This window comes from Undibacterium sp. Ji50W, assembly GCF_049340445.1.
Classification (GTDB): domain Bacteria; phylum Pseudomonadota; class Gammaproteobacteria; order Burkholderiales; family Burkholderiaceae_D; genus Undibacterium.
Map to the genome: position 1 here is coordinate 29,493 of NZ_JBMPOX010000010.1, position 14,274 is coordinate 43,766.

At 50.9% G+C, this 14,274-nt stretch carries 14 protein-coding genes; 11 read left to right on the plus strand and 3 right to left on the minus strand.

Annotated features, from left to right (window positions below; all coding sequences use genetic code 11):
• The first annotated feature begins 637 nt into the window (after positions 1-637).
• From ACO0K9_RS15390 to ACO0K9_RS15420, 7 genes are all read left to right on the plus strand, one after another.
• The gene (locus ACO0K9_RS15390; RefSeq protein WP_422986400.1) at positions 638-2,143 is read left to right on the plus strand and encodes a vWA domain-containing protein; all 1,506 of its coding nucleotides are present in this window, start codon (positions 638-640) and stop codon (positions 2,141-2,143) included.
• Positions 2,144-2,772: 629 nt separating this feature from the next.
• Positions 2,773-3,204, plus strand: coding sequence for a zinc-ribbon domain containing protein (locus ACO0K9_RS15395; RefSeq protein WP_422986402.1), 432 nt, complete (start codon positions 2,773-2,775; stop codon positions 3,202-3,204).
• 348 nt (positions 3,205-3,552) lie between these two features.
• The gene (locus ACO0K9_RS15400) at positions 3,553-4,788 is read left to right on the plus strand and encodes an RtcB family protein (protein ID WP_422986404.1); all 1,236 of its coding nucleotides are present in this window, start codon (positions 3,553-3,555) and stop codon (positions 4,786-4,788) included.
• A gap of 242 nt (positions 4,789-5,030) precedes the next feature.
• Positions 5,031-6,077 carry an RNA 3'-terminal phosphate cyclase gene (gene rtcA / locus ACO0K9_RS15405; RefSeq protein ID WP_422986405.1) on the plus strand — a complete coding sequence of 349 codons (1,047 nt, stop codon included), beginning with the start codon at positions 5,031-5,033 and terminating at the stop codon, positions 6,075-6,077.
• A gap of 450 nt (positions 6,078-6,527) precedes the next feature.
• Complete coding sequence (locus ACO0K9_RS15410; protein WP_422986407.1) at positions 6,528-7,736, plus strand: RtcB family protein; 1,209 nt, start codon at positions 6,528-6,530, stop codon at positions 7,734-7,736.
• A 3-nt stretch (positions 7,737-7,739) separates the two neighbouring features.
• A complete protein-coding gene (locus tag ACO0K9_RS15415; protein ID WP_422986409.1) occupies positions 7,740-7,913 on the plus strand; it encodes a hypothetical protein in 174 nt (57 codons plus the stop codon).
• A gap of 238 nt (positions 7,914-8,151) precedes the next feature.
• Positions 8,152-9,294 (plus strand): DUF1624 domain-containing protein, encoded by a 1,143-nt coding sequence (locus ACO0K9_RS15420; RefSeq protein WP_422986411.1) that lies wholly within the window; start codon positions 8,152-8,154, stop codon positions 9,292-9,294.
• Positions 9,295-9,419: 125 nt separating this feature from the next.
• Here ACO0K9_RS15420 and ACO0K9_RS15425 read toward each other — a convergent pair whose 3' ends face one another.
• Entirely contained in the window at positions 9,420-10,319 is a 900-nt protein-coding gene (locus ACO0K9_RS15425) for a LysR substrate-binding domain-containing protein (RefSeq protein WP_422986413.1), read from the minus strand.
• A 105-nt stretch (positions 10,320-10,424) separates the two neighbouring features.
• On the opposite strand from ACO0K9_RS15425, the gene ACO0K9_RS15430 reads away from it, so the two are divergent.
• The 3 genes from ACO0K9_RS15430 to ACO0K9_RS15440 are packed head-to-tail and all read left to right on the plus strand — an operon-like array spanning position 10,425 to position 11,776.
• Positions 10,425-10,778 carry a carboxymuconolactone decarboxylase family protein gene (locus ACO0K9_RS15430; RefSeq protein ID WP_422986415.1) on the plus strand — a complete coding sequence of 118 codons (354 nt, stop codon included), beginning with the start codon at positions 10,425-10,427 and terminating at the stop codon, positions 10,776-10,778.
• A gap of 3 nt (positions 10,779-10,781) precedes the next feature.
• The gene (locus tag ACO0K9_RS15435; protein WP_422986417.1) at positions 10,782-11,186 is read left to right on the plus strand and encodes a tautomerase family protein; all 405 of its coding nucleotides are present in this window, start codon (positions 10,782-10,784) and stop codon (positions 11,184-11,186) included.
• 11 nt (positions 11,187-11,197) lie between these two features.
• The gene (locus ACO0K9_RS15440; protein WP_422986419.1) at positions 11,198-11,776 is read left to right on the plus strand and encodes a DUF4865 family protein; all 579 of its coding nucleotides are present in this window, start codon (positions 11,198-11,200) and stop codon (positions 11,774-11,776) included.
• Between the two features lie 84 nt (positions 11,777-11,860).
• On the opposite strand, the gene ACO0K9_RS15445 is transcribed toward ACO0K9_RS15440, so the two are convergent.
• Positions 11,861-12,283, minus strand: a complete 423-nt coding sequence (locus ACO0K9_RS15445; RefSeq protein WP_422986421.1) for an Ig-like domain-containing protein — start codon at positions 12,281-12,283, stop codon at positions 11,861-11,863.
• Between the two features lie 239 nt (positions 12,284-12,522).
• Between ACO0K9_RS15445 and ACO0K9_RS15450 the strand changes: the two genes are divergently transcribed.
• Positions 12,523-13,236 (plus strand): SOS response-associated peptidase, encoded by a 714-nt coding sequence (locus ACO0K9_RS15450; RefSeq protein ID WP_422986423.1) that lies wholly within the window; start codon positions 12,523-12,525, stop codon positions 13,234-13,236.
• Positions 13,237-13,307: 71 nt separating this feature from the next.
• Here ACO0K9_RS15450 and ACO0K9_RS15455 read toward each other — a convergent pair whose 3' ends face one another.
• Positions 13,308-14,210: a LysR substrate-binding domain-containing protein gene (locus ACO0K9_RS15455; protein ID WP_422986425.1), complete on the minus strand. Its 903-nt coding sequence runs from the start codon at positions 14,208-14,210 to the stop codon at positions 13,308-13,310.
• Positions 14,211-14,274 lie beyond the last annotated feature (64 nt).

Genomic DNA, 14,274 nt, shown 5'->3' on the forward strand with positions numbered 1-14,274 from the left:
TTATATAAATCAATTACTTATTAAAATTTCATGGGGATTTCGGAAAGCTGGCACGGCCATTGCAATACCGTAGTGGAAGGGCATGCAGGCATGAAGGGAGTGCCACCACCGAAAACGATGATGACTGGGTGGTCTGGATAAAACCAGATGTGGTCTAAGAACCTGATTACGATCTGTAGCGAGCGAGCGTCAGCGGGAGTGAAGAGCAGCGCAAAAAGCGGAATGTACTCTAAGTACATGAGCATTTTGAGCAGCGCATGAGCCCCGATCACGCCCGCGCAGTAAGATCGTAAACGGTTCCAAGTGTTGTGATGAGCAAGGTTGCAGATGCAGGTTGCCGCTCCCCGTAAGGGTGTCAACTGGCGTGCGTTTCCAATCGTCACAGCAGCCGGAAGTAATGCTCTGGTTGCCACGTTTTGCGGGTTCGAATCCCGTCGTGTCCACCAAGAGATAGTTACAGGACTTACACAAAATTGTCCCAGCAAGGCGCTGCGACGAAGACAGTACGAGAGTACGGCTAGGAGCTGCAACGCAGTTGGGGCGGTTTTGTGTAAGTCCTGAAAATAGAGGAAATGAAATGGTTAATACACAATTGTTCCAAACTTTAAAAACATCATTCGCAAACACATTTTTGCCAGTGACTGACACAACAAATTTTTCAGGTGTGCCTGCCTACAGGTTCACGCCTGAACACAAGCTGGCGCAATATGCAGCAACAGGTTGCTTGAACGCGACTTACTATGCCAGTGCAGAAGCGCAACTGGCAACGGTATTGGATTTGACAAAAGAAGTGTCACCGCTGTTTGTCGCACAGACGGCTATTTACTGCCGTGAACGTGGCTACATGAAAGACATGCCGGCTTTGCTGGTCGCAGCGTTGACCATGCGCAACGCAGTCGAATTGCCGCGCACCTTTAAAAGGGTGATGAACAACGGCAAGATGCTGCGTAACTTTGTGCAAATCTTGCGTTCAGGTGCTATCGGTCGTAAGTCTTTAGGTTCACGTCCAAAGAAATTGGTACAAACCTGGTTGAACACCGCAAGTGAAAAAGAATTGCTGGCGGCAGCCGTAGGTACAGCACCATCCCTGGCCGACGTGGTAAAGATGGTGCACCCAAAACCAGTCGAAGCATGGCGTGAAGCTTTCTTTGCCTGGTTGATAGGCAAGCCATACAAGGCCGAAGCCTTGCCACCCGTCGTGGCAGCGTTTGAAGCATACAAGAAAGACCGTAGCCTGGCTTTGCCGGACGTGCCTTTCCAGATGCTGACAGCGATGGAATTGACGACAGAAGACTGGGCGCAAATTGCCCGCCAGGCCGGCTGGCAGATGTTGCGTATGAACTTGAATACCTTTGGCCGTCATGGCGTCTATGAATTGCCGGGCATGGTTGACTTGATTGCCGACAAATTGCGTAATGCAGAAGCTATTGCCAAAGCCAAGGTGTTTCCTTACCAGTTGATGGCGGCATACAAGGCAGCCAATGAAGGCGTGCCATTGCCAATCAAGAATGCCTTGCAGGATGCGATGGAAATCGCCTTGAGCAATGTGCCAGAAATACTTGGTCAGATTGTGGTGTGTGCTGACGTGTCTGGTTCCATGTCTTCACCAGTCAGCGGTCAGCGTGGTTCTGCAACGACAGCCGTCCGTTGCATAGACCTGGCAGCCCTGGTTGCGGCAGCCATGTTGCGCAAGAACCCGTCTACACTGGTGCTGCCATTTGAAAACCAGGTCGTGAAATGCGATTTGAATCCACGTGACAGCGTGATGACGAATGCGCAAAAACTGGCAGCGATAGGTGGTGGTGGAACCAACTGCAGTGCGCCACTGGTGAAGTTGAACAAAGAAAACGCCAAGGCCGATCTAGTGATCTTTGTGTCTGACAATGAATCTTGGATGGATGCAGGCCGCAGCCGTTCAACAGCAACCATGATTGAATGGAATGCGTTTAAAAAACGTAATCCACAAGCGAAACTGGTTTGTATAGACATTGCGCCGTATGGCACTAGCCAGGCAGCCGAAAGAGATGATGTATTGAATGTCGGTGGTTTTTCTGATGCCGTTTTCAAGATCATCGCTGCGTTTGCGGCCGGTCAGTTGAGTGCAGAGCATTGGGTAGGTGAAGTAAAGGCAATTGATATTTAGAGAACCTCTGGCGAGGTCTGTGTAGTTGAGACTTTGCCAGGCCTGGTAGTAAACGTTTTTGAACCCGCCGTGAATGCAAATGTGATTACATCTCGAAACTGTAAAATCACTTTTAATTCTTGTCATGCTGGGCTTCAAGGACCATTTGAAAATGGCGTTGAGTTTGAAGTATTGTACGAATGCGCAGGCGATTACATCCAAATCAATCGCAGGCGGACCTTGTCGTACAGTGCTTCTCAACACGGTAGTCAAATGTCGCAGTACAGGTTTTGAATACGGCATGAATGCTGGCGTGATTACATATAGGATGACAATCACGCTTTACCCTTGCCATGCTGTATTCAATAAATATCAGTGTGTCGTTTTCTTGAATACCATCTGAATGCTCATGTGACTACATTTGCTATGTTCACAGCAATTATTGTCAGAGGGTGGTTCAAAGGAATTTTAGCTATATTTAGTTGTAAAGGTTTTGAACAATGTAAGAATGCAGACGTGACTACATTTCGAAAATGCAGCGGTCACTTCAAACTCTTGTCTTACACTTGTTCAATAAGGTTTTACCCGAATGCAATCAGGATTACATCGGTATACATTGGTTCGACTCCAATCTGGTCCACACCGCAAGGATGGGTCAGAAGGTCCTGGTAATACTTGTCGGGGTTTTATTTAACAGTGCTGATGTGATGAAAAGCGGAAAACAAAAGCGAACAGAAATCATGGAAAAGCGGCGTGCCCGCATGCCTGTGAAAAAAAGTTTTGATATCTATGCAATGCCCGCACCTGCCGGAGCGGTTATGGCTGATCGTGAAATATTAAGACACAATAATACTTACAGTTTGCTCCCCTTGTTTTATGTGGACCATGCCTTTAATTGTCGTGACTGTGGATGTGCCCAGATATGGACGGGCAAGCAGCAGAAGTGGTGGTATGAAATCATGCAGGGCGATATTAATAGTTTAGCTGTGCGGTGCCGTCCTTGCAGGAAGAAAGAGCAACAAAGAAAGAAGTTAGCCAGGGAAATTCATTTGAGTGGCCTGGCAGCAAAGTACAAATATTGAAGTTTTCAGGCGAATGCTGGTGAACATTCAACGGTCCTAAGGTGGTGAACAGATGCATGACTGGTCTGGTGTAGCCTGGGTACTGACTCTTGCAAGAGTCTCCAGGCCGTCCGTTTCACGACTCCTTGTCGCCGCAAGTCATTGAAAATGGAATAGTTTTTGTAGTGAGTAAAAGTTTAGGCGAATGCTGATGAAACTACATCGCTAAGAACGAAGAGGTCATGGGTTCGATCCCCATCACGGTGTCATTGATGCCGTGTAGCTCAGTGGTAGAGCGCTTGTGGGTGACCACAGACGTTTCATCATCCCTTGTCGCCGCCCAAGAAATTGAGAATAAAAAGAGAAAATATGAAACACGAAGATTATGATGTAATGCAATACGAAAATGGTCGTCCTATCAAAATGTGGACCAAAGGGGTTCCGGTTGAGGATGAAGCCAAAAAGCAATTGGCGAATACCGCGCGTATGCCTTTCATCTACAAACATATTGCCGTGATGCCGGATGTGCATTTGGGTAAAGGTTCTACCATCGGTAGCGTGATACCTACCCTGGGTGCCGTGATCCCTGCTGCTGTCGGTGTGGATATCGGTTGCGGGATGATGGCTGCCAAAACCACTTTGCATGCCAATGATTTGCCAGATAACCTGGGCCCTTTGCGTACTGCAATAGAAAAAGCCATACCGCATGGTATGTCGCCCAAGACCCGTAGCTTCAAAGGCCGTGATAAAGGTGCATGGGAAAGCCCGCCAAGCGCAGTGGATACCGCCTGGGCACAGTTGAAAGAGGGTTTCGATGAAATCTGTTTGAAAACCCCGCGTTTGAAAAACACCAACAACTACCGTCACCTGGGAACTTTGGGTAGCGGTAACCACTTCGTTGAGGTTTGCCTGGATGAAGCGAATGCCGTATGGTTCATGCTGCATTCCGGTTCACGTGGTGTAGGTAATGCGATCGGTAGCCATTTCATTGAAATGGCCAAGCAGGATATGCGTACCCATTTCATCAACCTGCCAGATCAGGACCTGGCTTATTTGCCGGAAGGTACCCAGCATTACAATGATTACATCGAAGCCGTAGGGTGGGCGCAAAAATTTGCGCGCTTGAATCGTGAAGTGATGATGCAAAACTTGATTGCCGCTGTGCGTACGGTGATCAGCAAACCGTTTGAAACCCATGTGGAAGCGGTGAATTGTCACCATAACTATGTACAGAAAGAGCATCACTTTGGTAAAGATGTGCTGGTAACCCGTAAAGGTGCAGTGTCTGCGCGTGCTGGCGAATTGGGAATTATCCCAGGTTCCATGGGAGCAAAAAGTTTCATCGTGCGCGGTAAAGGGAATGAAGAAAGTTTTAACAGCTGTAGCCACGGTGCAGGTCGTACCATGAGCCGTACCGCAGCCAAAAGACTGTATACCGTCGCCGATCAGATCGCCGCAACCGAAGGTGTGGAATGCCGTAAAGATGCCGATGTGATTGATGAAATTCCTATGGCATATAAAGACATCGACGCCGTGATGCATGCCCAAAGCGCACTGGTGGAAATAGTGCATACATTGAAGCAGGTTGTGTGCGTTAAGGGTTGATTTACGTAAGACCATTAACCACAGAGGCACAGAGACACAGAGAAGAAAAAGAGAAAACCTTTGGAATGAAAATTCACTCCAATTGGAGAAAACTGAATCTTCTCATGTTTTTCTCTGTGGTGTAGCAGGGAATTTGTGCGGCATGCCGCACGCCTGCGTAACGGAGGCTGCTTGCAAGCAGCCTTTCCTTCCTCTGTGCCTCTGTGTTGAGAGGTCTTGATTTTGATTTGAAAATAAAAATAATGAACAAAAAAATGATAGAGCTGGATGGCTCTTTGGGTGAAGGTGGTGGCCAGATTTTGCGTACTTCCCTCAGCCTGTCTATGATTACCGGTCAGCCGTTCCGCATCGTGAATATCCGTGCCGGGCGTGCCAAGCCCGGCCTGTTGCGTCAGCATCTGGTGGCCGTGCAGGCAGCGGCTGGCATCAGTGGCGCCCAGGTGACGGGTACGCAACTGGGTTCGACGATGCTGGAATTTATTCCATCGACAATACGTGGCGGTGATTATCAGTTTGCCATAGGCAGTGCCGGCAGTTGTACCCTGGTGTTGCAGACCCTGGTGCCAGCCTTGCTGTATGCGGATGCGCCAAGCACTATCCGTATCACAGGTGGTACCCACAACGACATGGCACCGCCCGCACAGTTTTTGCAAAAAGCCTATGGCCGTGTGCTGCAACAGATGGGCGCTGAAGTCAGTTTTGAACTGAAGCGTTATGGCTTTTTCCCGGCAGGGGGCGGTGAAATCATCGCCAGAATCTCGCCTTGCAAGCGGTTGAAAAAACTGGATATGCTGGAGCGTGGCGAAAGACTTAAAGGCTATGCCGAAAGTTTTATTGCTGGCGTGCCGGCAGACGTAGCCAAGCGCGAACTGCAATGCGTGGGCAGCGACATGGGTTGGTCGCAAGATCAGTTGTTGATCCGAGGTCTGAGCAATGATCAGGGGCCAGGCAATGTGTTGCTGATTACGCTCGAACATCAGCATGTCACCGAGGTGTTTTGTGGCTTCGGAGAAAAAGCAGTCAAGGCAGAAAATGTCGCCAAAAGAACAGTACAGGAATTGCGTGAGTACGTTGCGTCTGGTGCAGCAGTGGGCGAACATTTAGCAGATCAGATCATGTTGTTGTTTGCCTTGGCCGGTGGCGGCAGTTTTACTACGAGTCAGGTGTCCGACCATGCAAAGACTAATGCCGAGGTAATCAGCAAGTTTTTAGCTGTGCTTACTGAATTCTCGGTCGAGGAACGCGCTTTCCTGTGCTGTATGCATTCGCCAGTTGAGAACGTGCTCTGAAAAAATGATGTGTTCTATGTGGACGGAATCGTAAGCTGCATTAAATTGATTGACATAGCGATTTCTTTTCATGCAGAATAGAAGTTCTTCGAGATGCAGCAGTTTTGCAATTCGATTTTTTATCAACCCCAATTCAAAGAAAGGAACGACCATGCCACGGAATACGGCTAACAACAATCAAGATTCTTAGCCCTGTGCGCGACGCTCGGGGTTAAGGCACAGCCTACCCGAGCCGGTCGTTTTTTTCGAAAACCCCGGTGAGGAAACTCGTCGGGGTTTTTCAATTTCCGGACCTGTATGGTGGTTTGAGCAAGCAGCACTGTCATGGAATGATTCCATGGCGGGGCGGGCTTTGCTCATCCCAAAGAAAAGCATATGGGTATCAGAAAATATTGCTTGATATAGCATGATATAGCAAAGAAAAACACCGGCATCATAGAAAGAATATGTATGCCTATAGCAAAGAGTTTGCATAAGGGACGTGTCCCTGTGCATATTTTTACAGACGATATTGATCACACTGCCTTGCAGCAGTTGCTGAATATCGCCAACCTGCCCATTGTTCACCCCCATGTGGCTGCCATGCCTGACGTGCATGCCGGTATAGGCGCAACGGTGGGGAGTGTGATACCAACCCGGTCGGCGATTATTCCTGCTGCCGTCGGTGTGGATATCGGTTGCGGCATGAATGCCGTGCGCACGACGTTGACGGCCAGCCAGTTGCCTGACAATCTGGCCAAACTGCGCAGTGCGCTGGAAGCTTCCATTCCTGTCGGGTTTGAACAGCATGAATGGAACAAGGTACGTGGTTCGGCCCATGCCCGTGTTGGCAGGCCCTTGAATGACAGGCTGGACAGGATAGTGGCCAGACACAAGGGCATCATGAAAATGCAGCACAAGTTTGCTCAAACCTGGATCTGTCAGTTGGGCACACTGGGTGGTGGCAACCATTTCATCGAAATCTGTATTGATGAAGAGCAGCGCGTCTGGATCATGCTGCATTCCGGTTCACGCGGTATAGGAAATGTCATAGGACGTTATTTCATTTCCGCAGCAAAGAAGGATATGCTAAGACATCAGATTCATTTGCCGGACAAGGATTTATCCTATTTCAGCGAAGGCTCTGAACTGTTTGACGATTATGTCGAAGCAGTTGACTGGGCGCAGGACTATGCCCTCGTCAACCGTAGCGAAATGATGCGGCGTGCGCTGGATGTGTTGGCACAGCAGGTGACCAGCTTCAAACTGGATGGCGAGGCGATCAATTGCCATCACAATTATGTGTCACAGGAAACCCATGCAAATGAAAAGCTGTTCATTACACGCAAGGGTGCGATTTCTGCCCGCGCAGGCGAAATGGGCATCATTCCTGGCAGCATGGGGGCGCGCAGTTATATTGTCAGAGGCAAGGGTAATCCTGAATCTTTCTGTTCATGTTCACACGGGGCAGGGCGCAGGATGAGCCGTACTGAAGCCAAGCGCAAATTCAACCGCTTCGATCTGGCAGCACAAACTGCTGGTATAGAATGTCGCAAGGATGGTGGTGTGGTGGATGAAATTCCGGCAGCGTATAAAGATATCGACCAGGTGATGGCACATCAGCATGACCTGGTAGAAGTAGTGCATACGCTGCGCCAGGTTGTTTGTGTGAAAGGGTAAAAGATGAAAATCCGTATTAAATTACCCAAACCCAGGAACCCCCTGGCTGTATTGGCAAAGCAACGCCAGGCCGGTGCCCATGGCAGCTACCGTGTCGAACGCGCAGAACGCAGGAAAGCAAAGCAAAGTCTGCACAAGGTATTGAGCGGACGCGCGAAAGATGTGGATGGCGACTGATTGGCTTGCCATGCACTGATTTCCGTAGTGGATTGAATCAGCCCTCTGTCTGGACAAGATAGAGGGCTTTTTCTTGTCGACAATTTTCTGGCATGGCCAGGATAGGCATAAAAGGAACAGTCTGACCCGATTTGGCATGAAAGAATGGGAAATCCTTTGTGGTTTTCCAGCGGACATCGGTAAAATCTGTGCATCAAAAAGACATAACCATGCTTCCTTGAAAACGGGAAAATATCTCATGAACAAGCAATCGCGCCTGCAGGCTATCGATTTATTGCGCGGACTGGTGATTGTGCTGATGGCGCTGGACCATACCCGCGATTTTTTTGCCCCGACGGCTTTCGATCCGCTGGATTTGCAACTCGGTTCTCCGGGTTTGTACTGGACGCGCTGGATCACACATTTGTGCGCCCCCATTTTTGTCATGCTGGCCGGTATGTCGGCATTTTTACGCAGCCAGCACAGAGACAAGAAAGACATGTCGCGCTATCTGTTAAGCCGTGGAGCCCTGCTGGTATTGCTGGAATGGACCTGGGTCAGCTTTAGTTGGCAATTCGGTTTCACGACTTTCATTTTGCAAGTGATATGGGCCATAGGTGTCGCCATGATGGTATTGGCTGGCCTGATCTGGCTGCCACGCTGGGCCTTGATCGTTTGCGCTATGGCCCTGATCTTGCCGCACAATCTGCTGGATGCCTTGCATGGCAAGGATAGTGGCGTACTTTTCATGGCCTGGCATCAGGGCGGGTATTACCCTCTGGTGGGGGATGTCGGCATTTATTTTGCCTACCCCCTCATGCCGTGGATAGGCTTGATGGCAGGCGGTTATGCGATTGGCCCCGTCATGCTGTGGGATGCAAGACGCAGACAGCATCTCTTGTTTGCAGCGGCAGCAGTCTTGTTATTCAGTTTCATCATTTTACGCAGCGGTAATTTTTATGGCGACCCCGACCCGTGGAGTGCGCAAGGGAAAAACTTCTTGTTTGACCTGATGTCCTTTGTGAAGGTGCATAAATATCCGCCTTCATTGTTGTACCTATGCATTACCCTAAGTATAGGGTTGGCCGCACTGGGATTGCTGGAACGTTATGTACAACGCCCCTGGCCAACGCTGATGTTGTTTGGCAAGTCGCCCATGTTTTTTTATCTGGTTCATATTGCCCTGATCCATGTGCTGGGCTGGATATATATGCAGACACGTTACGGACAGCAGATTGATTTTCGCAGCAAAGGCGTGGTTATTCCTGATTATGAACCGTCTTTGCTGATCTGTTATGTGGCCTGGATAGTAGTACTGGTGTTGATGTGGGGGCTGACCAACTGGTGGAACAGGAATCGTCAGAAGTCAGGCCCCGGCATGCAGGTCACATCGACGCAGTGAGGTTAGTTTGTCAAAGTTGGTTGCCTGTGAATTGTTGCTCAGGCAGTGGCATGAAAGATGACAGGCGGTGGGCACAGGGCCTTGGTTCGTTAGCTTGCCGTTTTCTGCGTTGAATGGAAATGCATTCATGCCGCCAGACGTTTTAGTCCCATGCCATCTGCCTGCAATGCCTCCAGAATAATCTCCCGCAATCTTTGGATAGCCATATCCGGCTCTGCTTCCATGCGATGTAAGCTCAAGCCCAGCATTGGCAGTTCCGGGAGTGCCGGATTGTCGATGATGCGCAAGTTGGCTGGCAGGCCGATTTCTGTGCGTACGGTTATTCCCAAACCGGCGGCGACAGCGGCCCAGATGCCGCTGAGACTGGGGCTGGTGAAGGCCAGGCGCCAGGGGATGTGGGCACGATCCAGTGCAGCGGTAGCGCAACTGCGCATCAGGCAGGGGGCTTCAAAGGCAACCAGGGGCAAAGGTTCTGCAGCCGTATTGCTTGCTTGAAGATATGGGTCTGCTGCGCCTATCCAGTGCATGGGATAGCTGCGCAAGTGCTCGCTATGTGGAGTGGTGATGCCGCCATCCCAGGTCAGGGCCAGGTCCAGCTGGCCGCTGATAATGAGGTCCAGCAACGTGGTATTACGGGCGATTTTGGCTTCTATCCTGACTTTGGGATGGGCGCGGGCAAAGCGGCCCAGCACCTCAGTGAGTATGCGCTCACCAAAGTCTTCGGGCATGCCCAGCCTGATCCAGCCTTCCAGCTCAACGCCACGCACGGCTGCTGCGGCTTCGTCATTCAATTCCAGCAGGCGGCGTCCATACGCCAGCAGGGTTTCGCCGGCCGCAGTGGGTAGCATGCCGCGCCCGGCTTTGCGCAAGATGGGGGTGCCAACCTGCTCTTCCAATTTCTTGAGCTGTGCGCTGACGGCAGAAGTCGATCGCCCCAGCCTGTCTGCGGCCTTGGCAAAACTGCCCAGCTCTATGCCTGTCACGAAAGTGCGCATGACATCCAGGTCGAAGGTGATCTTACTCATATGATAATCCTGTTTTTATGAACTATTGGTTTGAAATTATCTGATTTTATGGATGAAGATAGTCCGGTATCGTGATGCTGTCAATCACGCTTCAGGAGCCACAGCATGCGAGCAGCAAGTACCATCGCCCGTGAATTAATGGGCGACATCGCCCCCAAACTGGCTGAACTGACTGACCAGGTCTTGTTTGACGATGTGTGGCAAAGACCGGGCTTGCCCAGCCGTGAACGTAGCCTGATCATTGTCGCCACATTGATCGCCCTGAACCGTAGTGAGCAATTACCCTTTCATCTGCGCCGCGCCATCGACAATGGCGTGACCCATGCAGAATTGGTGGAAGTAATCACTCACCTTGCATTTTATGCTGGCTGGCCATGTGCAGCGTCTGCCGTCACTGCACTGCGCCAGTTGTCGCCCCTGCAATCTGCGCAACCTGCCTCATCCACCACGAAGGAATAAATCATGCCCATGAGCCGCCTGTCTTTGTTAAAGGGCAAATCGCCCGCTTATCTGCAAGCCCTGTCTGATGGCTTGCATCAAGCCCTGGTCGACGCTTTTGAAGTACCGCCTACGGACCGCTTCCAAATCATTCATCAGCATGACGCGAATGAATTGATCTTTGACCGTCATTACCTGGGTGGCCCCAGATCGGCTGATTTTGTGCTGATCCAGATCAACGTCGCGCGCGTGCGCAGCATCGCTACCAGACAGGCGTTTTACCAGCGCCTCGTCAGCCTGCTGGCGCAGTCACCGGGCTTGCAGCCGCAAGATGTCATGGTCATCATCAGCACCAGCGCGGCAGAGGATTGGTCGTTTGGCGGAGGCCTGATGTATGACGGTGTGCCCGCATTCGCATCCAGGGCTTAAGGAGCTTTCATATGATTGCCATGCAATACAACTTTGTTTTGCCAGCTGACTACAATATGGATATCGTGCGCCAGCGTATCGCCAGCAAGGGCCATATGCTGGACAACTTCCCTGGCCTGGTTTTTAAAGCCTATCTGCATGCCAGCAAACACGGCGTGAGCACGCCATCCATGCACAATGTATACGCCCCGTTTTATCTGTGGGATGGCAGTGAAGGCATGAGCAATTTTCTTTGCGGTGACGGTTTTGCGGCGGTCTCGCAAGCCTTTGGCTGGCCTGCAGTCAAACACTGGGCTGTATGGCATAGCCATGTGGATGACAAGGTCCGCAGCGCCAGGTTTGCGACCCGCCAGGTCATTCCCGTTGCACCTTATAGTGCCCTGGGTACATTGCGGGAAGTTGAAATTGCCAGTGTAAAAACTGCCAGTCAACAAGATGGCGCGTTGGCAGTGCTGGTGGCTTTTGATCCGGATGAATGGACGCTGGTGTGCTTCACATTATGGTCAGATACCAGTGCTGCCCTGGCTGTGGGTTTGCCGGCAGACGTGCAGTGCTATGACGTGGGACATGTGTCAGCACCGGGGCGATAGGCAGGATTAGTGTGGATGTGGGGGAGGGACATGTTTGATGGCCTGCAATCTCCCCGCTGTGTAGGGCACTATGTTTGAAGCCGATTATTTCTTCGGCTCACTCTCCAACACTGAAGTAGACCACATCAGGCGTACTTTCTTTCCTTCAGCATCCACGATGAACTGCGCCTTGTCTACGCCGAAAAAACCCTTGGCTGGCGTATATTGATAACTGCCGCTGGCAAGCTGCTCCAGCTTGCCGTGTTCAGGTTTTTGTTCCACCAGTTTTACCTGGCAAACGGGGGCTTTCTTTTTGTAGGCAGGTTCACGAAACCAGCCAGCAGAGCGCAATTCATCACAGGCGACTTTGGCCACATCCCAGGTAACAAATTTTTGCTTGGCGTCCGCCGCGATAAATCCCCCTATGGTCAGGGTCTTGGCAACGTCTTTTTTTTCTGTGGCTTTGGCAATGATGGCAGGTGGTGATGCATGGGCACCTGCATCTTGCGGCATGTCGTAAAAAATCATCAATCGTCTTTCTGGTAATGGCAATCCCCAAGGGGAATAGTGTCTATAAGTATCGCATATAAGTCTTGATGCGCATACTTTGCAAGAATGGCAGACTTGTCAAGGCAGCACCTGCTGCTGCGGTAGATTCTTCCACCCTGGTATAAGATAAGGCTTTTCTTCACAGGACATCTGTGCTGTTATGTTGTTATCTGGATACCCGTGGTAGCCTGGACAAAACCTCATGAAAGATTGTTGGTATGTGCATCAATTTCACCCCTTCCACCAAAACAGGGCTTGGTTACTTTGACGTGAGCAGTAATCCGCTTGCAGACTGGGAAGGCGAGACCTGGCAAGATTATGACGCACCTTTCATCTTGCATGATGCCAGAGGGCAGCGCCAGGCATTGCTGGGTCAGTACAGTATGATACCCAAGTCAAAGATAGCGCCTGGTGTGAAACGTTTTTCCACCATGAATGCACGTGCAGAAACCCTGGGCGCATTACGCAGTTATGCACCCTCATGGCAGACCGGCAAATTATGCCTGGTCCCCATGCAGCACTTTTTTGAACCCAACTACGAAAATGGTGTGGCCGAACGCTGGCGTATAGGGCTGAAAGACACGACAGATTTTGCCGTGGCCGGCTTGTTCAAGGAATGGCCAGAGCCGGACGGCAGCGTCAGTTATTCGTTCACCCAGATCACCATCAATGCTGACGAACACCCCCTGATGAGCCGCTTCCACAAACCAGGTGAAGAAAAACGTTCGCTGGTCATCGTGCCACCAGAAGACTTTGACGAATGGCTGTCTTGCCGCGACCCCGAATTCGCACGTGCATTTTTACGCCCTTATCCGGCTGAGTACATGCACACCGAAGTAGCGCCGAAAGAGAAAGTGGTGAAAGCCGTCAAACCAAAAAAGACGACAAAGCCAACAATCATCGTGCCGACGACGATGGATTTGTTTGATTGAAAATGGCAGCAGATTGTGATGTGATATCCATCAAAAATCGCAGAGTCGCTTCTGCAAAACTATGCGATTCATCAGGCTAGTTCCGCCGCCAACCCGACAAACGCGGTCACCAGCGGAGACATCTCATTCTTGCGTTGCGCGAGCAGTAGTGATGTGGTGGCACCGGCATCAGCGACGGGCCGGTAGCAGATACCGTCGAAGTGGATGGTGTAAAACGAGCCGGGCAGTATGGATATGCCGCAACCAGCTGCTACCAGGCCGATGATGGTGGATGCATCATTGGCTTCCTGTGTCACCCTGGGGGCAAAACCAGCCGCGTGGCACAGGCGCAAAATGTGCGGGTAAATGCCGGTGCCGGCGCTGGGTGGGTACATGATGAAGGGCAGTTGTGCGAGGTCCTTCATCGGGATTTTTTTCTTTTTCGCCAGCGCATGGGTTGTAGGTAGTACCACCACTAACGGATCTTCACGCAGGGCCTTGAAGCGCAGTGGTGAAGAAACACCGCGCGCCAGTTCGCCGCCTTCGGGGGGGCGGATGAAGCCGACATCCAGGCCATGCTGGCTAATCGCTTCCAGCTGTTTATTCGTCGCCATTTCACGCAGTGTCAGCGTCACATCCGGATACTGTTCGCGGTAGCTATTGATGACGGCAGCAAACAAGGGTGTGAAAGGGGTGGAGAAGGTAAAGCCTATGCGCAGCTCGCCGGTTTCGCCGCGTTGCGCACGGCGTGCCGTTTCACTGGCCTGTTCGGACAAGGCCAGTATATGCCGCGCATCCTGTAAAAACAGCTTGCCGGCTTCTGTCAGACGCACCCAGCGTTTGCTGCGTTCAAACAACTGCGCACCGACATCGGCTTCCAGCATCTGTATGGCATGGCTTAATGGTGGCTGGCCTATGTGCAGGCGTTCTGCTGCGCGGGTAAAGTGCAACTCCTCCGCGACAGCGATGAAATACCTGAGATGGCGCAGTTCCATATTGTTATCTGAGTAGTTATCTAATTAGTTATCTAAAAAAAGTATTACTAAGTACTTTAATATA